Here is a 24,636-nt window from a genome sequence, read left to right as displayed (position 1 = left end):
CGATGATATTCCTATAATTGTTCTATCGTGTGAAAACATGCATCTAAAACAAGCTTTGACACGTTTAAATGGGTATAGTGATAATCTTCATTTCCTAGCCATTGTTCACTTATTCTATTTCCATGAACCACTAGACAGTTTGCAGCAAACGCACCATATATTGATGCTAGTATATAAATAGCTGCTGTTTCCATTTCACAATTTAAAATAGACCTTTTTTTCCAATAAGTCATATCACCATTCGTATCTAGAATGTGTTCGATCTTTGGTTTTCGATCCTGTCCCAGGTAATAGGATTGTGTTGTTAACCCAATTCCAAAATGAGTCTTTATATGATGACTGGATAGGGTCTTTAGAATATTATGAACTAAGATAGGGTTTGCGACAGCCGGAAATGTATCCCTACCATATGCGGTTAGAGTTCCCGAATCACGTGCCATTGCGTAATTTACAATAACTTCACCCGGTAAGATATCCTTTTTCCAAGCACCGCAACCTCCGACTCTAACTAAATATCTCGCCCCGTTTTCAAGTAATTCAATGACTGCAATTTCAGTAGAGCTAACTCCGATTCCTGTGGAGCAACAAGATACTTTTTTACCTTTCCAATATCCGCTCACCATCTTAAATTCTCGACTGTTTGTAACTAACTTAACATCTTTCCAATCTGTGGAAAGTAACTCTACTCTAGCTGGATCACCAACTAATAAACACACTTCCCCTATATCAGCTTCCGTTACTCCTGTTAAATGAATAGCCAAATTCTTTTACCCCTCCAGTAATAGATAATCCTTAAAACACCATTTCAGAGTGATTGCTCCAATGTAAGAATCTTTTCTCAACTAAATCAATGATTTTATAAAGAACTAAGCCAATTAAGCTTAATAATAGAACTGATGAAAGAATTAAACTAATATCATAGGTTTCACTTCCAAGAATGATGAGAAATCCTAACCCTGATTTTGCCCCGATCATTTCACCAATCACTGCACCGGTTATGGCATAAGTAGATGCCACTTTTATACCTGAGAGTAACGCTGGTATTGAATAGTAAAGCTCAACAAAGAAAAATTTTTGCAAACGATTGGCATGTAAAATTTGAAGCAAGTCTTGCATGTTTTTGTCAACCGATCTTATTCCCACAACAAAGTTTACCATTATAGGAAAGAAAACAACTAAAACTACCAAGGCAACCTTCGACTCTACCCCTATTCCAAACCAAAGCAAAAACAACGGTGCAATTGATATTTTCGGTATCGTCTGTATAAGTATGATGTAAGGGATGAAAATCCGTTCCAAGACATGATTTTTAGCAAGAAAATAGCCTGTCACCAACCCCAAAAATATGCCAATTACGGATCCTATCGCAATTTCAATAAGTGTCGTAGCTATATGTTCTTGTAGATTACCCTCCTTCAAATGGGTAATAAGATCAGAAATAAATTGTAATGGAGAGGGTAACATGTGACTTGGGATGTTGAAGAGGGAAACATAAGTTCCCCAACATCCTATAAAAAGAATAAACACAGATATAGTAAGACTCGTTTTTTTTATGATTTTTTTCATATCAACCACCTGCATTATTTCAAATTAATAACGAAATCTTCCGCTTTTAATTCCTTATCAATTACTTCATACTTCTTTAACGAGTCGATAGCACCTTGCCACTTTTCAATATCAGACGTTCCAAGACCTTCACTTTTAGTTAGTTCGCTTTGCCATAAATATGGGATAAATACATTATTAATAGACTCAATAACAATCTCCTCTTTATCTTTAAATGTAGGAGAATATTCATTGATAGCCATCTTAACTGTTTCTTCAACATCTCCTTCGATCATATCGGTGAGTCCTTGATTTAAAGCTTTTATAAATGCCTTTACAGTATCCTCATTGTTTTTCAGATAATCTTCACTTGTTATTAAGACATTTCCATGAGATGGCAAGAATTCATCAGAACGAAATTCATCTACATTTATCCCTTGGTTTTTCATTTCAATCGTTCTTAATAATGAAAAAGTGATCGCATCAACTTCATCTACTACTAGAGAATTGACAATTGACCCTGTTCCTACGATTTTTACATTTACATCATCTAAACTTAATCCATTTTGTTCTAAAAGGACTTGCAATTGAATGTAATTTGGACTTCCATAACTCGTTACAGCAATGGTTCTACCTTTTAAATCACTAGGTTTTTTTATGCCGCTATCAACCTTAAAAATAGTAGCTCCTAATCCATTCTGGTAAGTTGAATGAACTACATTAACAGGTATATTTTCAGCTCTAGCAGATATGACAGAGTCTCCATTAGGGAACCCAAATTCAACATTTCCTGCTGCCACATTCTTTACAATATCAGCCGCTGCAGCATAAATAAATTCAACTTCTAGTCCTTCTTCTTTAAAATAGCCTTTTTCTTTCGCTAGATATAATGGGGCATAATACGGAACAGCTGCTCCATCGATTTGAATCGTAACCTTTTTAACAGCATTTCCGCTATCACTCTCTGTATTCGTAGATGATGTGGTTGTTTCGGTTGCTCCACAGCCTACTAAGAAAACGAATATGAAAATTAAGGAAAAGCTAAATAGTTTTTTAACCATGTTACATCCCTCCAGATTGTTTTGTTTATAACTAGTTCATTTTGTTTTCATTATCTTTGAGTCATGCCAAAATAAAAGTTTATTTTCAAAAACATTTACGATTTGATAGTAAATAATCCCCAAAATAATTGTATAAACGATTGTCGCAAAGAGTCCCTCTGTGTTATAAGTTGTGCTATTAAAAACTAAGAGGAAACCTAAACCATTTTGACCTGAAATCCATTCAGCCACTATTGCCGCAATTACAGCTTGTATCATCCCAATTCTAAGTCCAGAAAATATATGCGGAAGTGAATGAGGTAACTTAACATGTATGAAAGATTGCCAGAAATTAAGTCCTGTAATCTTAACTAAACATTTTAAGTTATAACTAATGCTTCTTAATCCTAATAAAGTCCCTAACATAACAGGGAAAAACACCATAGATATAATGAGTACAACCTTTGATAGTAATCCTAAGCCAAACCAGATCACAAACAATGGAGCTAAAGCAATTTTTGGGGCTGTCTGAGCGACTAGAATGTAGGGCATAATGACTTCTTCCATAATCTTGAAATGACCAACAATAAGTCCCATACAAATTCCCAAAAGAGAGCCTAGAGCGAACCCTATTAAAACCTCTAAAAATGTAACAGAGAAGTGAAAAATAATATCATTTGATACGAACATCTTCCAAAATTCATTCATGACTTCTATTGGAGATGGCAGTATGTAATTTGGAACACTAAACAAATGGATATAGAAAAACCAAACAAGTACAAGCAGGATCATCGCAATCGAAAAGTCTCTAATTCTTTTCAATCTAATCGTCATTTCCTAACACTTCCCTAATTTCTTTTACGTACTTTACAAATTCAAGTGTTTCACGTACATCAACTGTTCTTGGACGTTTTAAATCAATTGTAAAAACTTTATCAATCCGACCAGGCCTTGGTGACATAACGACTACTCGATCTGATAGAAACACTGCTTCATTTATGCTGTGAGTAATGAATAAGACTGTTTTTTTTGTCTCATTCCAGATACGTTGTAATTCTATGTTCATTTTATCTCTTGTCATTGCATCCAAAGCTCCAAAAGGCTCGTCCATTAACAGTACTTTAGGATCAAAAGAAAGTGATCTTACAATGGATACCCTTTGTTTCATCCCACCAGATAGTTCATTCGGATATGCTTTTTTAAACGAATCCAGGCCTGCCATTTTTAATAGATACTCGACTCTCTCTAAATTTTCCCTTGTATCCATTTTCTTCACCTTTAGTGGAAATAATGAATTATCCAGTACATTCTTCCATGGTAGTAATGTAGAGTCCTGAAAAACAAAACCAATTTGATCTCTACTGCTTTTCTCCTCCCATTTTATTTCTCCTGAAGATGGTTTTTCTAAGTTAGCCAGTATTTTTAATAATGTAGATTTTCCACATCCAGAAGGGCCTATTATCGATACGAATTCACCTTCTCTAATCGTAAGATTAATATTTTCAAGCGCATGTGTGGTACCGGATTGAGTTTCGTAAACCTTGTTTACACCTTCAATAAAAAGGGTATCTTTTGCAATTCGATCAACTACTGGTGAATGAGTTTTTGCTGGTATGGACATAAACACTCTCCCTCCTAGATCATAATAAAATAAACTTTTCTGAATCTTCTTGTTTTTAATACTACTTATTTCAAAGGTGAAATTATATATCCGAATAGACAAAAAAAGAATCATCTTTTCAGTGAAATAGATGATTCTAAGCATGATTATAAATATTTTTTCAAACTAAATTCTTTCTCAAGCTCTTTGTGGTTAATATTTAAAACTTCACAATATTTCTCAATTTCACTAAAGAAATCAAAATCCTGATTCACTGGCATATCCCTATTTTCAGAATAATAGATAATGAGTTCATATAAATGTATAAATGCCTCTAAATTTTTGTTTTTTTCCATGATTAGCTCCTTACTCTATTTTTTAAACTGCTATTCTTCATTGACTACTATAATGATAATTAAAGACTTTCAACCCCATATGTAGCATTAACTTTTCCTCAGATTTTTGTAAACTTAAGCCTGTTAAAGATTTTATTTTTTGTAATCTGTATTTTAGTGTATTTACATGAATATACAATTTATCTGCTGTTTCCTTTAAGGATTCATTGCATTTGAAATATTGTTCTATCGTGTATACTAAATCTAAATCACTTTCCTGATCATATTTCAACAGATCTCCAATTGCCTCTTCATAAAAATGATTAAGTTCTTTCTTTTCTTTAATTAACGAAATTAAACGGTAAACACCTAACTGTTCAAAATATATAATGGTTTGATCTTTTTTTATAGCTGGACCAATTGTTACTGCCTTTTCTGCCTCTCGATAACTCTTTCTTAATCCGGATAAACCTTGATACGTAGATCCCACTCCTAATTTAACTTCCTGATGGATAACCTTCTTACTATTTAAGTAAATTCTGTCTAAAATTTTGGCATTTTTTTTTTGATTTTTATAAGGTACCATGATGATAAGAGATTTTCTTAAACAACCTATGATAATATCAGCATCTATTTCTTTTAGGAGTGCTTCTACTTTTGTTAATCTTTCACTAAATATGTTATTTTTATTGAATGTATTCTTATCCCTAATAATGATTAAAAAATAGGGTAAAGTCTCTTTTAAACCATACAGCCTTCCTCTTTCTTCAAGATCTCTTGTATCTATGTCTTCATTTAATAACAAATCTCTTAAATATTCACTTTTATATTGTTGTTCTATCTCATATTTCACTTTTTGTCTAAGAAATTCGAGCGAGAGCAGCCTTGAGGCTTTTTCTTGAATCGCTAAGTCTACTTCCATAAATTCAATATTGTAATCCCAACTTGTAATTGTTCCGAATAAATATCCATCAATGATTATCGGTGTGACAATACAGGATTCTGCTTGATTTTTATTCAAATACCGGATCATTCTGAGTGGTCTTTGAATAGCTAAAAGTTCACTTAATTGTTCCTCACTAAGAGGCATCATTTCCGTTGTATCATTTACTTTGATATAAGGAACTAAGCTCTCCAAATATATTTTACTCTTTGTTAAAAAAGCCAGTGTCTCGATAAATTCATTAAAACCACTTCTAGTTAGAGATATTTCATTTAATAACATAGTTGCTTGTTCTAAATCCTCCTGCAAAACGATTTTTTTATTAAAAATGGCATTCATAACAGGAGATAAAATATCTAAATAGCTGATTTTTTCGGGAATCTCAATAATTGTAATACCATATTTATCAGCCTTTTTTTTCATCTCTTCAGGTATTTTTTCAACAAATCTACTAGGTTTTATGGCTAAAGCTGCTGTGCCGGCTTCCTTTAGTTTTTCAATAAGTTGAATTTGAGCTTCAACATTATCTTTTATCGGATACAAGCTAGTTAATAGTAACTCGTTCCCCTTTAACCACTTAACGATATCCGGCACTTCCATTACGGTTACATATGTAACAATATTGTTTAGTCCTTTATGTCCAGATACAACCTTACATTCTCTCAGACCACCAATATTTAAAATATTTTTTAACGGAATCCCCATTTTCATCCCTCCACATATAAGTTTTAAGATATCTTCTATATTTTAAATCCTTACTAAAACGTGGAAGCTGCCGGTTAAGATCAATTACATTTATCTAAATTCTAGGAATCCATAGATCACTCCCTAACGAAAGAATTATCATACGATTTAAATAACAGAAGGAGTATGTGCATCCTTCCTAATATTATGTATGTACAAGATATTCATAACTTTTTACAAAATTTACATTTTAACTATACATAATATTTTCACTAACCTAAATTGCTATGTTATTTTTTGTTACGTAAAACTTATAAAATGATACTTTGTGTTTGTTACTAATAACAAAAAGACCCTCCAAAAGTAATTTGAAGGTCTTTTCATTCATCGAAAACTATCATATAACTGATTCTAGTACTTTAATTTTTTCTTTAAACTTCTTAACGGCTCCATAGGCACGCTTCATTTTGAGAGTTTCTGGATTCACTACGCGGGAGTATGGTAACAAAGGGGAGCTCCTGATTATTAAAGAAATTGTTTCCTCATCACTTGGAATAATTCTATGAAAAGTACCTGCTTGGAAGTAATAGCATTGACCTGTATCAACTATTTGCTTCCTTGTAAGGGTTATTTTAACCTCATCCGTGTCTCTCCTTTCATTCACATCATATTCTTCATGTATGTAATGGCCTTTTATCACGATCGCACAAAAATTAAAACGATGATCGTGGATACTTTCAAATGGCCATTTATTTTGTGGCCAATAATGTAGTCTTGCCCTTTGGCCAGTAGAACTATCCCATAGAACATACTTTTCAAAACCTAGTGGATGTATCTCCATTAAGGAAGCTAAATTCGATAACTTATCATCTGGATGTTTATGTACAATATCGGATAACCACTGCCGAATAGTATTCAAATCAACATGAGTACTAATGAAATCACATAATTCTCTAGAATTTCTACCTGTCTCTAGAGCACCCGATTCTTCAATACGTTTCATGAATTTATTTAATTCCAACAGAAACACCTCCATTAAGTACTGATTGCTTATTAGACACTTCTGAAACGATCCTTTCATGAATTGTTTGTTTATCTAGCGTAGCATCGATTAAAAGAGTAGTAGCAGGCAGGACTTCTTTGAAATGATTTCTAATTTCCGTAAACATTCTAGGATCCTTTTCTTCATATTTAGTATGCTGACCATCTCGATTGCGAACTCTTAACAAAGTAATCTCAGGGTCTATGTCTAAAAAAATCGTTATATCAGGTTCGCGAATATCTCCATTTAAGTATTTAACATACTCGTGCTCTAATCCTCTAAATTTAAAATAGGCTAATGAGCTATATAAGTACCTATCTGTTATTATCGACATTCCTCTTTTTATGCTTGGCTCAATATATGCAGATAAGTGATATCTTCGATCAGCAGCAGCTAATAGGGCCAACACCTTCATATCTTGGCACTCACCATGATCAAGATAGCGACGTACTCTTCTATCGTTTCTATAATAATCAGTTGGTTGCTTTGTTATTTCACATGGTAATTTATTCGTTTCAAACCAGTTATTTAATAAATTTATTTGAGTTGTCTTTCCAGCCCCATCCAAGCCACAGACTGCAATTAATAATCCTCTTTTCATAATGTCATTCCCCCGTTTATTTCTATTTGAGCACCCCAAACATAAGAGGATTTTGGACTAAGTAAAAAACTGATCATGTTAGCAACATCTTCTGGATGACCAATTCTTTTTGATAATGTATTGGAAATATGATAATTTCTTCTTTGTTCACTTTGTGTTTTCGACATTTTCGTATCGATGATTCCTGGTAACACAGTATTTACCCTTATATTGCGATAAGCTAAAGATAGACTTAAACTTTTACTCAGACCAGTTAATGCTGCTTTTGAAGCTGTATAAGCAGGATCTTTACTTCCAATTACTGAGGCTGTAGAAGAAACTAATATGATAGACTTTAAGTTTTCAGCTTTCTCTAAGAGACCCTGAATCAGATAGAATATAGAGCTTACATTAACTGAAAATACTTTTTCCCACAGATCACTGTCATACTCCTCTATTTTTTTATTGGGATAAATTCCACCTAAATGAATAACACCTTCAACATTATTTAGACAGTTAACCTCTTCTAATACCTTAATAATAGATTCTTTATTACTTAAATCAATTCTATGAAAATCAATTGTTTCACCTTCATAATCGTTTATATCTAATCCAATGATGTCATATCCCTCTTGTTTCAAATTTATGATTAATGGCTGTGCAATTCCACCACTTATCCCCGTCACTATTACACTTTTCTTAGCTTTATGAAAGTTTTTCATAAACTCTATACTTCTCCCTTAATAAATCTTGATCAGGTTCTGATGATTTTTTAAATAAATACTCTTTTATTTCATTGTTGTTACCTTCATATATGAGAGAAAATCTATCTACTATTTTTATCCCTGCACTTTCTAATACATTGCTTTTCCTTTTATTATTTCCTAGCATTTTAACTTGTTTAATATTAAAGTAATTTAAGATACTGACGGCTGCACGGAAATCCCTCTTATCATCAGTTCCTAATCCTAGATTTAAATAAGATGTTGAAGAATCGATGCCTGTTTCCATTAAATTATAAGACAATAATTTCAAACCTAATCCAAACCCTCTTCCTTCATGGGAAGGATGGTAAGTGATAATCCCTTTTCCATTTTTTGAAATAACATCCATCGCCTTATCTAACTGCCACTTACAATCACATCTTTGACAATTAAAGGCTTCGCTCGTAATACAAGCTGAATTTATTCTACATAAAATAGGTTCCTTATCCAACCCTTCCCCTTTTACAAGAGCTAGATGTTCAGATATTTCTCCATCTTCCAGATCATTTGAGATTAAAAAACGATAAAGATAAAATTCACCATAGATTGTTTTCAATTTCCCCTTAACTACATTTTTAATTTCAACTGTGGATATCATATTATTTCCCTCCAATCATCTTCACTTAATGATTTGATATCCTTTCATACGAATTAAATTTGCGAGACGTAACATTTCCTTCGTTTTTTCTTCTAACGTTACTAGTTTATTCTCTCCTGTATAAAGGAGAATGAATTCTTTCACCCAATCACAATCAATACTATAAATAGACAATAGCCTTTTAAATAGCCACTTATCACTTGGATTTGTTTCACCATGAGCACAAAGCAAACCATCAACTGATTTCTCTAAACTAACTTTTGAACTAATAAAAGCAGTTAAAAGATCATTTGAATTGAGAGCCCCGAGAGCATCATCATGTCTATTTTCACTGTACACTAATCTATTTTTAGAAAGACCCTTCTTAAACCCTTCAAAATCTAACTTGTTTTTAATGTGTAAGTATTCTTGATCATTTTGTAAAGAGATTCCTCGATATAATCGGTGATATAACTCTATTAATTTATTATTAAGTTCTACAAGTTGATTGTTTTTGATTTTCTGCTCTATATCATATATGATTTTAAATAACATCTCTTCATTGATAACAAAGGCACTTATTAATCGTTCATATCCAAGAAATGTGTATTCAACACCATAAGAAAATTCCTTTACATGGGCATTGGCCTTACCTTCATAACCTACCTTTGTAATTATGTAAATATCCACGTCTGATCCATCATTACTAAATCCTTCTGCAATTGAACCACTAATAAAGACGATATCTTCTTTATGTGGATGAATGATTTCTAACACCTTTTCATAAGATAGACCGTATTTATCCAGTGTAGGTATTTTCATTATTATCCCTCCGTATGAATACTCTTCTTATTGATTGAGAGCTTAAAATTAATGTTACGAACTGGATTGAGTTGTAAAGGAGATGACAAATTACACAGAGCAGAAACGAATTAGTGTACATAAATAAAACACCAACGTTTATAGCAAACAACCCCTGATAAATATAATCTTTGAGCTTGTAAAATCGATATGAAAACCGATTGAAATAATGATAGTAGATAAAAATGAAACAGTTTATTAAAATATAAAAAGCTGTATGACTTGAATTAGTGGCATATTGAAAATAAAGATACCTAAATAACAATTCCTCGGCAACTAGTAACCAAACGAATTGTATTAAGTTTTTGAACAACACCTTATTAGAACACGACTCAATAATCATTGAAATTTTGATAGACTGATAGCATTCCTTTATCCTCGTAATAAGAAGCATGATTGGTGAAAATACTGTTAACATTATACTGAGAAAGCTTTGATTAATACTAAAGTCAATTAATGTATCAATATCTGCAAAAAATATAGGAAGAGACATCGATGTACAAAGAGGTATAAACCAATACTGTTGAGGGAGATTTATCTTTTTATAGAGAGACGGTCCGATCCCCATCACAACCAAAGGTATCCCTAAAGCTAAAACGAGTAATACGCTTGGATGTTTTATAAAATAAGAAATAGCGAGAATAAGAATCCAACAACTTATTCCGATCTTCTGTTTAAGCGGCAAGGGTTTATCATCCTTTTTCTACGCCATTCCAGAAGGAGAATCTTATCCCTCTACTGAAATGGCGCAGTTTAATTATTAATGTTTAAGTACTGCTGCTGTTGGTGCTTGAACTTTCACTGCTTGTGGTTTGATATACTTTTTCATTTTCTAAAACCTCCTCTCATAAGAAATATCTGAATATATTTAAAATACTCTAAGTATTAATTACTCTGTCACTATTAGAATATTGCATGCTTAAGTACTGCTGCTGTTGGTGCTTGAACTTTCACTGCTTGTGGTTTGATATATTTCTTCATTAGAAATCCCCCTTCCTTGATTGTTTTTCTCAAAAATTAGTGCTTAATTACCGCTGCTGAAGGTATCATTACTTTTTTAACCTGAGGCTTAGCATATTTTTTCATTTTTTCACCTCCTTTCATTACAAACTTAGAATCTAGAATTTTATGATGTTTTCTTGTTCAAAATATAGTAATAATTCTTTAATATCATCTTGAACGACATTCTCTTCTTCATTGAATTTCGTGCTAATTAATTTACTCATCTCCCCCACTGTATTTTTCCCAGTAGATAACATACAGACCTCTTCTGCTACATCATTTAATACCCAAGTCTCACGTCCACGTATTAAGTAAGTATCCTTGCCAGCCTTTTTTATATTAATTAAATAATCTAGCATTGGTTTTTTATTAATCATACTTGTATCTCCCCTTTTCTCTTTGAATCATTCACCAATTTCATTTTTAAATAAAAACCTAAGGTAGAAAGAATCACAATGAAACTAGAAATGATAAACATTCCACTAACCCCAAATCTTGTTTCTGATCCCCATCCCCCTACTACTAGTGCTAAAGGTACGGATACTCTACTAATCATCTGTGTCGTTGCAAACACTCGTCCAAGATATTCAGAGGGAACTTGTTTCTGTAACATACTATTAATATAGATCGCTCCTAAAGTGCCACCACCCGTTATTAATCCTAAAGTAATTCCCTTTAAAATAATATTCTGAGTAAATGGAATAAAAAGTAACCCTAAACCTGAGATCATACATGCTAATGAAATTGCTGACATACTCCCCATTTTCCTTGCAATCTTAGGAGCAAAAAGGGTAAACCCTAGAGAAAAAATGCCAGAAATTGAATATACATAACCAACTTGATTTGCTGATAGATTTCCATCTCCTCTTAAATGGAAAACCATTAAAGATAGTGCAATTGACATACCAATATTCACGATTAATACAAGCCAAATTAAATATCTTAGAATTTTGGAACCTAATGTGAATGTAATACCATTTTTTAAATCATCAAAAAAGAAAGTGTTTCTTTTCCTTACCTTTTCTTTTGGTAATTTTGTATTAAAAATACAAATAATTAGTAGAAAATATGTAAAAGCATCCACCATAAAACCTTCAACAATTCCAAAATTAGCGATAATTATACCTGCTAATAGTGGTCCTATCATTTTAATAAGAGTTAAGGATAATTGAATTAGAGAGTTAACCTCGACTAAGCTATCTTCATCAGTTAAATCTGGAATACAACTTCTGTAGCAAGTAATAAAAATCAATGTTGCGGAGGAGTAAAGAAAACCCGTTATATAAATGTGATATATTTCCAACATATTGGTTATAAAGAGTATCGGAATAATTAATACAATAATTAGTTGAATAAAACTTGCTATCCATAAAATTCGTTTCCGATTATACCTATCAATGATCGTGCCAATAATCAGAGCAAATAAGAGATCAGGGAGAGCCATAATTGCCGAAATCGTTCCCATATCAAAACTTGAATGTGTTAATTCATAAACTAACCAAGGTAGAGCAATCAGATAGATCTGGTTACCTAGATTTGATATGGTTTGGCCGGAGAATAGAATTAAAAAATCTTTGGAATACCTTTTCAAGTCACCCTCCTCTTTTTAACGTATTCGATTAATATCTTCTTTAAATTTGATACATGTTGCTTCAATTATTTCCTTTAATTGGCTCATTTTAAGATCCCCCCACTCTTCAGGTTCTTCTTTTATATATGAATATAATATTGACCTGGAAGAACTAATTAATGAGCCATTTCCATCATTATTAAAAAAGGGCTCTAATTCGGTCAATTTCCCACCTTGTTCCCCGTAGCCGGGAACTAAAAATAAAGTATTTGGCAGGTATTCTCTTAGGTTTTTTGACTGTTCAGGATATGTTGCTCCTACTACAGCACCTAAATTAGAAAATCCATAGTTTCCTAGACTTGTACTCAATCCCTTCAATAATGACGCCAAATACATATAAAACTTGTTACCGTTGTAAAGGGTTAGATCTTGAAGCTCTCCTGAAGAAGGATTGGACGTTTTTAATAGAATAAATAAACCTTTTGAATACTCAATTGATTTATTTAAAAAAGGAACAATCCCATCACTTCCTAAAAACGGATTAACTGTTACTGCATGACTAGATAGTGAGGACTCACCTAAAAATGCTTCAGAATAAGCCTCTGCAGTTGAACCAATATCACCTCTCTTTGCGTCATTAATAATGATTAATCCTTTTGATTTTGCATATTTGATTGTTTTCTCTAGTGCTAGAATTCCTTTACTTCCATAAACTTCGTAGTATGCTAGCTGCGGTTTAATAGCGACAACAAACGGATGGATAACATCAATTACTAATTTGTTAAAATCATAAATAGCTTTGCAAATATTACCGTTTCCTTGAAGATTCTTAGGAAAGTATGAAATGATAGGATCTAAACCAACAACAATAGAACTCTCTTTCTCCATACTTGTTTTAATTACTAAATCTGAAAATTCTTCCAAATCATCCCACTCCTAGTATAATGTTAGAGAGTAAATTCAAAATTGATAACCTGAAAATTTGATGTCATATTAATTAACATCATACACATTATCTATTTAACCTTTTCTGATTAAAATTTGTATCTCACATATCTCTTATAATTTCATAATAAACATTTATTATTAGGAGATAAATTGTGCATGGGGACGATAATGGATGAATCATTTTTATCCATACAGACAATAGAATCTTATTTAATATTCACCAGTGTAATTTTCCCTTAAATAAAATTCCTTCTTCTCACTTTCAATTTTTGTTAAATCAATATAAGGGTATTATTATTATTTAATGAAATGAGATAAGGAAAAGTTATAAAAAAAGAAAAAAATCTCTGTTACAACAAAAAATGGGACAAGGTGTTAACCCTGTCCATAGACTTCCCTTTATTTTGACTTTACAGTATTTTAATAAAAATTTATCCCATTGACCCACTCCGCCAAATATCTTGAAGATGGAATACATACGAACTTATTAAAATAAAAATATAAAAAGACATCCTCCCATCATTTGAGAAATGTCTTTCAATAATAACTTATTGACATTAACATTGCTGACAAGCCAACATATCCATTTATGTCTTAAACTAAACCAATATATGGTATAACAATTGATAGTTTCTCTAATTATAAAGCTACTAACGATTAACTATTTATTTACTCCTTAAATAATCACTATTCACTATTTTACCTTGCAAAATAAGGACCATACCAGCCCTTTTCATGTGTCACAACATAGGTCCAAGTAAAGTCTTTGTCAACTATGTATACATCCTCTTCGTCAACTAAATCTGCTGCTTTTAGGGCTGAAGCATTTTCAATTAATAGTGCATGATCGCAATGTTGATAAAATAGGTAGCAAAACCTTTTACGCTCTACATCAAAAGCCCTCTCCGCTTTTTCACTCTCTAAGCACTCTTTTTTCTCATAACTGAAAATATGCCAGAGATAACCAGAAAAACCATCTTCATCGTAAAGGAATATAGATTTCTTTTCTTGAACACTAAGATGGGCAGCAAATTCTTCATCCCATCTTGTTCGTAAATAGACACCCCATGCAGGAATTTCTTTTGCTCGTATCTTTTTATTTTTTAAAAACTCGACTACATCCATAGCTTCCTCCTATATACCAAAAGCTAATCATCATTTGAAAACAAATAATCTTTTTTCTTCAAAGAAATGTTTAACACTAATCCTAATGCAATCATGCATGACATAACAGAGCTTCCCCCGTAACTAAGTAAAAGTAAAGGGATACCTGTAATTGGTAAGAGCCCTGACACCATCCCGATATTTTGGAAAACATGAAACGTAAATAACGTTGCAACTCCAATACATATCAATGTATTAAATAGATCTCCTCTTGAATAGATCGCTATTACGATTAATCTATAAACAAGGAGAAAATAAAGAGAAACAACAACACTAGCTCCTAAAAAGCCAAATTCCTCTGATACGATTGTAAAAATAAAATCTGAATGGGCTTCCGGTATATAGACCTCACTATTTAGATATCCTTTTCCACCTAACATTCCAGAACCAATCGCTAATAATGATTGTTTTAATTGATATCCAATATCTTGTGAGTTTCCAAATGGATCAAGCCAGGAATAGATTCGGTTTAACTGATATTCTCCAAAGAATTTCAATAGAAATTCCGGATGGAAAATAAATAAAACAACAAGTAATCCCACACCACATACAGCCATTCCTATAAACGACACAATAATTCGCCAATTGATATCAGAAGCAAAAACAATTCCTGAAGTAATGACGAGCATAACGAGTGAAGAGCCGAAATCATTTTGCTTCAATACTAAAAATATGGGGATTAAAGCGACAACCGCAATTTTTACAAGAAGGAATAAATCTTGTTTAATATGATGATTCATGGAATGTTCATCGTGCTTTTGAATAATATTCGAAAGCATCAATATTAGAAATATTTTCATGTATTCTGAGGGCTGTATAGAGCCTATACCTGGCACGATAAACCATGACTTTGCTCCATTGCGAACAGGTGCAATTGACTCTGGTGCAATGAGGATTCCGAGCAGTAAAACAACTCCTAATCCATAAAGGTATGGAGTGATCTTTTGTATTTGTTCACTATCAAAAAGAAAGATAAACGCAGCGATAACTGCACCCAGAACAAACCAGATTAATTGTTTCATCATGAAATTTTCACTATATTGAGCATACTTTTCTGCACTTGAAATCGCCACACAGCTACATATCATAATGAGAAAAATGAAAAATACAAGTGTATAATCGAAATAACTTCTCTCTTTAGCAAACATATCATCACCATCTATTTTTCTAAAATTTCATCAGCACACAACCTACCAAATTTTAACATAATTATCCTAATTTATGTGCATAAATTTAAAGAAAAGAGAGCAATTTTACTAATGCTCTCTTCAGCTTGTAGACAAAGTAAAATTGCTAGCCCTCAGACTGATTGCTAACGCTTGCCTTTCGAGGCACGAAGCCTTGTGAGGAGCGGAGTTACCGAGGTTGGTAATGAGCACCGCAATAAGGTGAGTAACGAAGAAAGCGAGCGTTTGTCAACAGTCTGAAGAGAGCAATTTTACTAATGCTCTCTTCAGACTGCTTCCTAACTATTCAACTACTGCCTTTCCATTACTCTCAATCTCCTCAACTAATCTATGAAACTCTTCCTTTTCTGATTCATCCCATTTTTCTGCATAAATATGCGTGATTTCCCCTAACAGTACCTCAACAACAGTTTTAGAATTTTCCTGTTCGTTTTTCACTAAAAAATAAGTAGTCGCTATTGATTGATGAACCATCACTACTCTTGCTTCTGCCAGTTCTTTGAATAAAGGAGATGTGAGGTTTTGCTGAATAATTGGCCGATAATCTTCGGCAATGAGGTCTGGCAAACTCTCTTCCAAATTGTCTTCTTTTACTGCTTGGAGAAATTGGTTAATAGTAGATTGATCTAAATCCGAAGTTATACTTACTTGATTTTCTACCGCTTCAGTAAGTTCCTTTAATTCGCTCTGTTTTTCTTCAAGATCCTCAAGGGTAACCTTTTCAGTAGGCTTTGACACCGTTTCTGTAGTTGTAGAAGGGATAAATCGGAAGGCTGCCATAATAATCATCACGATTCCAATTACATAAAACGGCCAATTGGAATGATCCTTTGGCCAGTCGATCGGAACTGGTTGATTGTTTGTGTGTGAACTTCGTTTCCTTGCTTCTGTATCATCTTGTGTTAACGCTTGTTCCTTAAAAGCCGCAATACTGTCTGAATCCCAAACCTTTGCCAACTGTACTTCCAGTGCATCACGCGGAATGGAAGTTTCCTGCTTTTCTTTCGGATTTTTTTTACTATTTGCCACTTGTTTCTGCATTTTCTTCAATGCAGCAAGTTGAGTGGATTTTACTTTTCTTTTCATCTTTATTTCTTCTTCATCTGTTATTCCAACAGCATGTAACATTGAATTCGATATGATCACGCTAATGATTAGCAGCAAAATATAACCCGTTGCTGCGATTAACGTAAAGACCCCAAAAAGGGACATCATCCCTACGAATCCCAAGATAAGAACGAAAAGCATACAATATTCCATAGGTATTTTTTCAAATAAAAGTTTTCTTAATATCTCTGAAGGATACTTCCATATTTTTAAAAGTGCATGATCAAGCTGCAGTTTTGCCCTGACAATTTTGTTTTTTGATGGATAAATTTCCTTATAATATTCACGCATCCAATAGCTGTTGGGGTTCTGACTAATTGCTTTCTCCATTAACATCTGTGCCTTTTGATACTTCCTGTTTTCATAGGCTTTTATCGCAAAACGAAATAAATTTTGTTCGTTTTCCGGATCTTCCTGAAGCGCTAATTTCTCTAATTGTTCAGCTTCTTTCGATTGACCAATGTCATGTAAAAAAGTTGCATACCATCCAAGATACTGTTCATGGTGTGGATTAAGGCGAATCGCCTCTTCATAGGAGGCTTTCGCTTGTTCATTGTCTACTCCTTCATGAAGGATCGCATAATGAATATGAAAAAACTCATGATATGGATAAAGGCGAAGACCTGTTTCTACAAGCTCCATTCTCTTTTCTTTATCACATTGAATGCTCTGGTGAAGTGCTGTCACTGTTACTAAAACCCTTAAATCCTCTGGACCTCTTAATAACGCCTCTTCACACCATGTCAGCACATCCTCATGTATTTGCACAAAATAAGAATACTGTGCCATTAATAAATATCCAATAGGTTCTTCAGGTTTGATTTGAATCAATGCTTCTGCTTGTTCCCGGCATTGCTCATACATCCTTCTAGAAGCAAACATATGAAACTTGTTTATTCGTGATTGTATGGTTTCATACATCATATCCGTCCCCTACTTCAAATTATATTGATAGATATAATCGAGTACATCTTGGTATTCATGATTTTTATCACTAAACTGTGCATAGCTTTTGGCTGTCGCAAACCATTCGAGTGTGGTTGGTTGTCGCTTTTCCATCGCTTTCATTAAATCCTCATTTGTGAGGGGCTGAATTTCTCCAGTTTCAAATGATCGCGAAATCGCTAGATTAACAGCATCTTTTACTAAATATTCAAGATCAGCTCCTGAAAAATGGTCTGTATACTTTGCAACTAGATCCAATTGAAGATCCTGTTGCGGCTTTCCATTTGTTTTCAGAGTTAAGATTGCTTTTCTTTCCTCAAATTGAGGCGGCGGCAGAAACATTAATGAATCAAAGCGACCAGGACGTCTAAGGGCAGGGTCTAAATACCATGGTGTATTTGTTGCACCAATTACATAGATTCCTTCATTCTCTGAAACGGATCCATCCAGTTCCACTAAAAGTTGATTTACAAGCATTCTGTCATGATGGGCACTCATTTTTTGTCGATTGCCACCTAGTGCATCCAACTCATCAATAAAAAGCACACATGGCGTTCTCTTTCGTGCGTCTTCAAAAAATTCATGCAAGTTTTTTTCCGCTTCACCAGACCATCTTGATAAAATATTTTGCAAGTCTAAATGAAGAAAGCGGGCATTAATCTCCCCTGCAACCGCTCTTGCTAAAAAAGTTTTTCCACAGCCGGGCGGTCCATAAAATAGAAGGCCGCCACCTAATTCCTTGCCAAATGCCTGAAAAATTTCCGGAGATTGAATTGGCATTATAAAATCCATTTTTATCCTTTTCTTCACTTCTTCAAGCCCACCTACATCCGCGAATGTTTCACGCGTTTGTTCTAGCTCAACCATTCGATTTTGTTCTTTATCAAATGAAATCACTTTAAATTTATCCTGCTGATTTTCCCGGCTCATCTCGTTTCCTCCAGTACTTGTTTATTAGGTTAACAAACAAACCTGACTATATATGTAAATCTCAAACTCTAGATTTTGTGATAAATTACATGTTTTATCATAAACCATATATTCCATAATATCCAAAATTTTCATATAATCCATTTTTACTATATTTTTAAACTAACAGGAAAAAAGCACCTACCATTTGTGTGTGTAGATGCTTTTTATATTTAGTTATTAAAGTTTTCAGCTTAGACAAAAAAAGTTTCTGTCCAATTTCATTTGGAAATCACTATTCCTTTACTGAACCAACCACAATACCTGTAATAAAATATTTCTGTAAAATTGGATAGATTAATAATAATGGAATAGTGGAAATAACAATTTTAGCTGCGTTCAAGTTTCTATTTGACACTTCCATTATATTTTCAAGTTGATTTGAATTGGCACCTGCTTTTAACATATCTTGTATATCAATTGATAATGACTGAATATATGTCATCAACGGGTAATTACTAACCTTTGTCATATAAATCAGTCCTGAAAAAAAGTCATTCCAGTTTCCAACAATACTAAATAATGCAACTGTAGCAAGTGCAGGTAAGGAGACCGGAATATAAACCTTCATCAATATTTGCCATGGATTTGCACCGTCCATAATTGCTGCTTCTTCTAAAGATTTTGGTACACCTATGAAGAAGTTCATGACCAAAATAATACTGAAAATCTGGACTGCTCCAGGTAATACCAAGGACCAGATTGTATTAAGGAGATCTAAATTTTTCACGACTAAATAAGTAGGAATCATACCTCCGTTAAACAACATCGCAAAAATAATAAGATTCATATAGATGTTTCTGCCTCTAAAGTGTCTTTTAGACTTAGAAAGCGGGTATGCCATTAAGACAATTAATATCATATTAATAATGAGTGAAAGAATCACTCTTTGAATGGAGATAGAAAATGAGCGCCAAAATTGGCCATCCTCCATGATCATCGTATAGGCCTTTGTTGTAAAATTGATAGGTGTTAAACCTACGGCATTTGCCGCAACCGCCTCACTACTGCTAAAAGAAATAGCAACAATATTCCATAAGGGCAGGAGACAGATTAGTCCTAAAAATATGACGATAGTATAGGTGATAACTTTTCCTAAACGCCCTGAAAAAGTTCTATTCTGTACCACAATTCTCTACCTCCTTAAAATAACTTTCGATCTGTGTATTTTTTAGCAGCATTGTTTGCAGATAATATTAAAATTAATCCTATTAATGACTTAAATAAGCCTACTGCTGTCCCAAAGCTATATTCACGGCCAAGTAGTCCAATTCTATAAACATAGGTGTCAAGAATGTCTCCTGTTTCATAAACCATAGGTGAATAAAGATTGTAAACTTGATCAAAACCTGCATTCAATATATTAGGAAGACTTAGAATAGCTAATAGCAGAATTATAGGGAGCATGCCGGGAAGTGTTATGTGCCAAACCCGCTTCCACCAACTGGCCCCATCAATACTCGCTGCTTCATGAAGTCCAGGGTCAATGGCTGTTATTGCAGCCAAGTAGACAATGGAATTAAATCCAAATTCCTTCCAAACATCTGTCCCAATGATTAACGGTTGAAATAGCTTATTACTTCCAAGAAAGTTGAGCTTTTCAAACCCTAGAAATGTTAAAATTTGATTCACAGTTCCATCGAGGTTAAACATATTCACCACAACAGATGCCAATACAACCCATGATAGAAAATGAGGTAAATAGACAACTGTTTGTATCGATTTTTTTAACAGCTTAAGTCTAACTTCATTTAATAAAATGGAGAATACAATTGCCATTATGGTTCCTAACACTATTTTTCCAAGTGCGATGATAAGTGTATTTGAAAAGATTTGACCGATATCAGGTAATGAAAACATATAAATAAAATGTTCAAATCCAACAAATTCAGAACCCAGCATTCCCTTTGCTGGAATATAATCTTGAAAGGCCATGATGATCCCAAACATGGGGATATAACTAAAAATGAACAGAAAGATCATCCCGGGCAACAGCATGAGATGGTATGATGCTTCCATTTTAGTCAATTTACTTCTTCTTTTCTTTCGATAGATGGGCTCAATATTTGTATTTGCATGCTCTACTTGTTTCATAAAATTTGCCTCCTTATAGAATAAGGACTGCCAGGCAGCCCTTATTTAGGATTCCTTACTCCTCTTCAGCAAGGATTGCTTCAATTTCAGCGATGATTTCATCTCCACCTTGACTTTTCCAATTTGATACAAAGGTATCAAAATAATCCAGTGACTCAGCACCTGTTACAATTTTAATGAAGTCTTCTTCTTCTAGCTTAAGAAGGTTCGCTCCTTTTTTCTCTAATGTTTCCGTATTTCCGAAGTACACCGGAGTTACCCAATTGAATCTATCCTCTTTTGTCAGTTTATCGATCAAGCCCATACCTTTTACTCGAGAATGATATTTTGACCAATCGGCTGTATCAGCTTCTACAGGATTTTCCGAATATTTCATAATACTTGTGGCTGCATCTCTTGCCTCAGAAGACGCGATTTCTTCCATCTTGATTTCACCATTAACTGCGCCCATTATATTTGAATAGTCGAATAATAAATTATCAGATTTTAACACTTCGATATTAAACGGTCTTGTTGAACCATCAACACCCAGTTCTTTGTATTCTGCAACCTCTGGATAATCAGTTGCCAAATCTTTCGAATTTGCCAGCTCGTCATAGAAAAGGTTCAAAATCTCTATAGCTAATTCCGGATGTTCGTAATCTTTTCTGACAACAATAAAAGCACCAGTTGGGTTCGTGTGAGCAACGTTTACTTTTCCATTTTTATCTTCTAATGTATAAGATTCGAAAACTGCATTCTTATCCATTTCTCTTACTGTTGATAGTCCCCAGTCCGGTATATGCCATGGGCCAGTCACAATTCCTGTTTGTCCGTTTGTTACTAGAGCCATAATATCGTCCCACGTTCTAGTTCCAAACTGCGGATCAAGGATCCCTTCCTTATACCAATCAGACAAGATACCTAATGCTTGCTTTGTTCCCTCTGTAATTGAACCATTTGTGATATTTCCGTTTTCATCTTCCAGCCAAAATCGAGGATATGCATTGAACATTCCAGCTATAGATGTCATATTAAGTGCCGAGCCTCCATAACTTCCTGAATTTAACCAGTAAGCCATAGGGATTCCAATAGGATTGCCCGTTCCTCCAGGATCTTTTTCAATGAATGCCTTTGCCGTATTTTCCAGTTCATCTAATGTAATGAGGCGGTCACCATCAGAATCGATTTCCAGTCCTAACTTTTCTGTCCAGTCTTTTCTGATCCAAATCATATTAGGAGCTTCATCCCCAATTGTCGCTGGAAGCGCCATCAATCGTCCATCGAATGATGCATCTTCCAAACTCCGACCATCATAAGAATTATATATATCTTTAATGTAATCGCTTGCATTTTTATCATAAACATCAGTTAAATCTGCTATTAAGTCATTCTCAACTAGCTCTTTCAATTCTTCTCTTGAGTCAACTCGCATCATATCAGGCAGTTCTCCAGAAGAAATAGCAAGTGCAACCTGTCTTGTATAATCTTCTCCTTCACCTTCAAATGCATTTTCTATTTTTGCACCTAATTTCTCTTCTACTAGACGGGTATAGGCATTATTCTCATAAGTATCACCTTCAGGTAATTTTGGATTTGCTGACGTTACACGTCCCATTTTAATGACTTTTTCTCCGCTCTCTGACGCAGAATCCGCTGCATTTGATGGTTCTTTCTCCACACATGCCACTAAAGAAAATGTCATAATAGATACCATAGATAGCATAGTAATCCTCTTAAATAATGAGTTCCGCTTCATTTTTCTCCCCCTCATTTATCCCTTTTTCACCTTTTTATTGGTACACTCTTAGTGTAATTGTTTTAGCTTTCTTCAAAAATATTAATTAAACCGTTTTCATGTACTTTTTTCCGGAACATTTATCCATCTTTATTTTCTCAAAAAATCTCAATGATATAATTAAGAAAAGCGCAAGCGCCTTGGTCATCGCCGTACAAACTGGAGGAGCATCGACTAAGATAAAGGAAACACGGTAAGCGAAGCGAACCGATGTTGACTTATCGTAGGGAGATGATCTGAAGTTTGATAGGCGATAGGGGCTGGAGCTAGACACCTACACAAAGTACAAAATTTTATACTTTCTTACCTGTGAACAAAGATTATATCTTGGGGGTAATAATATGTACCGAATTTTAATTGCAGATGACGAAAAAGATGAGCGAAACGTCATTCGCTTTCTTCTTAATAAATACCGTTTTCAACTTGATATAATTGAAGCGAGCAATGGAAAAGAGGCTCTTGCTCAGCTAGAAAAACAGCCTGTAAATATTTTGTTTACAGATGTTAAAATGCCCTTTATAGATGGAATTGAGCTAGCTACAAAAGCGAGAGAACTTTACCCAAATATTCAAACCATCTTTTTTAGTGGCCATAATGATTTTGACTATATAAAAAAAGCCCTTTCGTTACGAGCTATTGATTATATCTTAAAACCAATAAAACCTAATGAATTTCAACAAACAGTAAGTTCAGTCTTACAAAATATTAAAACTCAGGAGAAAGAACTAGCACAAATAGAAGCAAATACTGAACTCATAAAAACTCATATTCTAAATCGTCTTATAAACAAAACTCCTTTGGAAAAGCTTAAAAATGAATACCCTTCCATAGATTTCGACTTTTTAAGTGATTATTCTCACATGATTTTAATGCAATTTGCTGAACCCTTTTTCGATCGCCTTCCTCAGGAAAAAGACACTTTATTTTTCTACCAACAAATTGAAAAAGCCATTACAAACTTTTCATGTGACTTTATTGATCTTAATCCTTTTCAAATTCTATTGTTAGTAAAGATAAATGGTGAGAGCTCAATGCACACTGAGCAGATTGCAACAAGAATTCAAAAACAAATTCATAAAGAATATGGTATAAATTGTTTTACCTCAACCAGCAAGAAATTCTCATCACCTAGTGAGATGCCAAGTTTTTATGAGGAGTTGGAAAAGGATATCGAGGACCGTTTTTTCTATTCTGACACCTATGTATATCCAAAAGAAGAAGCCGCACCAATCGAAGATAAAGGATATCCTGAAGCAGATGATGACCTCCTGCATGACATAAAAAATGCCGTTATATTTGGAGATATTGTTAGTTTCAAACAAAATATGAACCTTCTATTCGAAAAGTACCGTTTGAATCTGGAAATATCTCATATATATGTGCGGTTTTTATTTTCAAAACTATTACAAATGCTAGTCTATGATCTGCCATTATATGATAAAAGAACCATTAATAAAAAATTGGAGGCAATATATTCCTGTCCTCATTTTTCTGATATTGAAAAGATTTTAACATCCGTACAAAATGAAATCATAAAAAAATTAGAGGATGAAAGAAAATCTCCAAAACATGTGATCCAAATTGTTAAAAAATATATACACAAACATTATCAAGAAGATTTATCTTTGAATTTATTGTCTGAACAAGTGTATTTATCACCAGGATATTTAAGTGAAATATTTATTCAGGAAACAGGTTGCGGTATCAACAAATATATTAAAAATCTAAGGATGGAAATAGCAAAAGATCTCCTCCATAGTACAAATATGAAAGTGAATGATATTTGTAAGAATGTAGGCTATCAAAATCTTTCTTACTTCGTTCGTAGTTTTCGCGAGCACTTTGGGGCAAGCCCGGAAAAATACCGACAAATGGATAGAAAAAAGAAAGAGAATTCTTAGA

At 33.6% G+C, this 24,636-nt stretch carries 24 protein-coding genes; 1 reads left to right on the top strand and 23 read right to left on the bottom strand.

Annotation, left to right across the window (positions count from 1 at the left end; all coding sequences use genetic code 11):
• Nucleotides 1–11: 11 nt before the first annotated feature.
• The 23 genes from HWV59_RS23215 to HWV59_RS23105 form a co-directional block, all read right to left on the bottom strand.
• Nucleotides 12–761: a nucleoside phosphorylase gene (locus HWV59_RS23215; protein WP_175640436.1), complete on the bottom strand. Its 750-nt coding sequence runs from the start codon at nucleotides 759–761 to the stop codon at nucleotides 12–14.
• Nucleotides 762–792: 31 nt separating this feature from the next.
• Nucleotides 793–1,566, bottom strand: coding sequence for an ABC transporter permease (locus HWV59_RS23210; protein WP_175640435.1), 774 nt, complete (start codon nucleotides 1,564–1,566; stop codon nucleotides 793–795).
• A 14-nt stretch (nucleotides 1,567–1,580) separates the two neighbouring features.
• Nucleotides 1,581–2,606 carry an ABC transporter substrate-binding protein gene (locus HWV59_RS23205; RefSeq protein WP_175640434.1) on the bottom strand — a complete coding sequence of 342 codons (1,026 nt, stop codon included), beginning with the start codon at nucleotides 2,604–2,606 and terminating at the stop codon, nucleotides 1,581–1,583.
• A gap of 36 nt (nucleotides 2,607–2,642) precedes the next feature.
• Nucleotides 2,643–3,419: an ABC transporter permease gene (locus HWV59_RS23200; protein WP_175640433.1), complete on the bottom strand. Its 777-nt coding sequence runs from the start codon at nucleotides 3,417–3,419 to the stop codon at nucleotides 2,643–2,645.
• Nucleotides 3,409–4,206, bottom strand: coding sequence for an ABC transporter ATP-binding protein (locus HWV59_RS23195; RefSeq protein WP_175640432.1), 798 nt, complete (start codon nucleotides 4,204–4,206; stop codon nucleotides 3,409–3,411). The genes HWV59_RS23200 and HWV59_RS23195 overlap by 11 nt, the downstream gene beginning before the upstream one ends.
• 146 nt (nucleotides 4,207–4,352) lie before the next feature.
• A complete protein-coding gene (locus HWV59_RS23190; protein ID WP_175640431.1) occupies nucleotides 4,353–4,541 on the bottom strand; it encodes a hypothetical protein in 189 nt (62 codons plus the stop codon).
• 37 nt (nucleotides 4,542–4,578) lie between these two features.
• A complete protein-coding gene (locus HWV59_RS23185) occupies nucleotides 4,579–6,168 on the bottom strand; it encodes a PucR family transcriptional regulator (protein ID WP_175640430.1) in 1,590 nt (529 codons plus the stop codon).
• A gap of 376 nt (nucleotides 6,169–6,544) precedes the next feature.
• Nucleotides 6,545–7,168, bottom strand: coding sequence for a cupin domain-containing protein (locus HWV59_RS23180; RefSeq protein ID WP_175640429.1), 624 nt, complete (start codon nucleotides 7,166–7,168; stop codon nucleotides 6,545–6,547).
• Nucleotides 7,155–7,790 carry a dTMP kinase gene (gene tmk, locus HWV59_RS23175; RefSeq protein WP_175640428.1) on the bottom strand — a complete coding sequence of 212 codons (636 nt, stop codon included), beginning with the start codon at nucleotides 7,788–7,790 and terminating at the stop codon, nucleotides 7,155–7,157. The genes HWV59_RS23180 and tmk overlap by 14 nt, the downstream gene beginning before the upstream one ends.
• Nucleotides 7,787–8,491: an SDR family NAD(P)-dependent oxidoreductase gene (locus tag HWV59_RS23170; protein ID WP_175640427.1), complete on the bottom strand. Its 705-nt coding sequence runs from the start codon at nucleotides 8,489–8,491 to the stop codon at nucleotides 7,787–7,789. Before HWV59_RS23170 ends, tmk begins: the two co-directional genes overlap by 4 nt.
• Nucleotides 8,475–9,146, bottom strand: a complete 672-nt coding sequence (locus tag HWV59_RS23165) for a GTP cyclohydrolase II (RefSeq protein WP_175640426.1) — start codon at nucleotides 9,144–9,146, stop codon at nucleotides 8,475–8,477. The genes HWV59_RS23170 and HWV59_RS23165 overlap by 17 nt, the downstream gene beginning before the upstream one ends.
• 6 nt (nucleotides 9,147–9,152) lie before the next feature.
• Nucleotides 9,153–9,932: a hypothetical protein gene (locus HWV59_RS23160; protein WP_175640425.1), complete on the bottom strand. Its 780-nt coding sequence runs from the start codon at nucleotides 9,930–9,932 to the stop codon at nucleotides 9,153–9,155.
• Nucleotides 9,910–10,314, bottom strand: a complete 405-nt coding sequence (locus HWV59_RS27580) for a CPBP family intramembrane glutamic endopeptidase (protein WP_407941663.1) — start codon at nucleotides 10,312–10,314, stop codon at nucleotides 9,910–9,912. Before HWV59_RS27580 ends, HWV59_RS23160 begins: the two co-directional genes overlap by 23 nt.
• Nucleotides 10,315–11,089: 775 nt before the next feature.
• Nucleotides 11,090–11,350, bottom strand: coding sequence for a PqqD family peptide modification chaperone (locus HWV59_RS23150; RefSeq protein ID WP_175640423.1), 261 nt, complete (start codon nucleotides 11,348–11,350; stop codon nucleotides 11,090–11,092).
• The gene (locus tag HWV59_RS23145) at nucleotides 11,347–12,564 is read right to left on the bottom strand and encodes an MFS transporter (protein ID WP_175640422.1); all 1,218 of its coding nucleotides are present in this window, start codon (nucleotides 12,562–12,564) and stop codon (nucleotides 11,347–11,349) included. Before HWV59_RS23145 ends, HWV59_RS23150 begins: the two co-directional genes overlap by 4 nt.
• 15 nt (nucleotides 12,565–12,579) lie before the next feature.
• A complete protein-coding gene (gene pyrF, locus HWV59_RS23140) occupies nucleotides 12,580–13,467 on the bottom strand; it encodes an orotidine-5'-phosphate decarboxylase (RefSeq protein ID WP_175640421.1) in 888 nt (295 codons plus the stop codon).
• A gap of 723 nt (nucleotides 13,468–14,190) precedes the next feature.
• Nucleotides 14,191–14,616: a DUF4275 family protein gene (locus HWV59_RS23135; protein WP_175640420.1), complete on the bottom strand. Its 426-nt coding sequence runs from the start codon at nucleotides 14,614–14,616 to the stop codon at nucleotides 14,191–14,193.
• A gap of 23 nt (nucleotides 14,617–14,639) precedes the next feature.
• The gene (locus HWV59_RS23130; RefSeq protein ID WP_175640419.1) at nucleotides 14,640–15,803 is read right to left on the bottom strand and encodes an FtsW/RodA/SpoVE family cell cycle protein; all 1,164 of its coding nucleotides are present in this window, start codon (nucleotides 15,801–15,803) and stop codon (nucleotides 14,640–14,642) included.
• 321 nt (nucleotides 15,804–16,124) lie between these two features.
• The gene (locus tag HWV59_RS23125; RefSeq protein WP_175640418.1) at nucleotides 16,125–17,870 is read right to left on the bottom strand and encodes a tetratricopeptide repeat protein; all 1,746 of its coding nucleotides are present in this window, start codon (nucleotides 17,868–17,870) and stop codon (nucleotides 16,125–16,127) included.
• Between the two features lie 12 nt (nucleotides 17,871–17,882).
• The gene (locus HWV59_RS23120) at nucleotides 17,883–18,824 is read right to left on the bottom strand and encodes an ATP-binding protein (protein ID WP_175640417.1); all 942 of its coding nucleotides are present in this window, start codon (nucleotides 18,822–18,824) and stop codon (nucleotides 17,883–17,885) included.
• A 274-nt stretch (nucleotides 18,825–19,098) separates the two neighbouring features.
• Nucleotides 19,099–19,992: a carbohydrate ABC transporter permease gene (locus HWV59_RS23115; protein WP_102233185.1), complete on the bottom strand. Its 894-nt coding sequence runs from the start codon at nucleotides 19,990–19,992 to the stop codon at nucleotides 19,099–19,101.
• A gap of 14 nt (nucleotides 19,993–20,006) precedes the next feature.
• Entirely contained in the window at nucleotides 20,007–20,882 is an 876-nt protein-coding gene (locus HWV59_RS23110; protein WP_235991902.1) for an ABC transporter permease, read from the bottom strand.
• A gap of 130 nt (nucleotides 20,883–21,012) precedes the next feature.
• Nucleotides 21,013–22,695, bottom strand: a complete 1,683-nt coding sequence (locus HWV59_RS23105) for an extracellular solute-binding protein (RefSeq protein ID WP_235991881.1) — start codon at nucleotides 22,693–22,695, stop codon at nucleotides 21,013–21,015.
• A 380-nt stretch (nucleotides 22,696–23,075) separates the two neighbouring features.
• Here HWV59_RS23105 and HWV59_RS23100 point away from each other — a divergent pair, with 380 nt between their 5' ends.
• Nucleotides 23,076–24,635: a response regulator transcription factor gene (locus tag HWV59_RS23100; RefSeq protein WP_102233188.1), complete on the top strand. Its 1,560-nt coding sequence runs from the start codon at nucleotides 23,076–23,078 to the stop codon at nucleotides 24,633–24,635.
• Nucleotide 24,636 lies beyond the last annotated feature (1 nt).

Source organism: Metabacillus schmidteae (assembly GCF_903166545.1).
In the GTDB taxonomy this organism is placed as follows: Bacteria; Bacillota; Bacilli; order Bacillales; family Bacillaceae; genus Metabacillus; species Metabacillus schmidteae.
The sequence above is the reverse complement of the archived record's forward strand: the minus strand, read 5'-3'. Positions and strand labels throughout refer to the sequence as shown.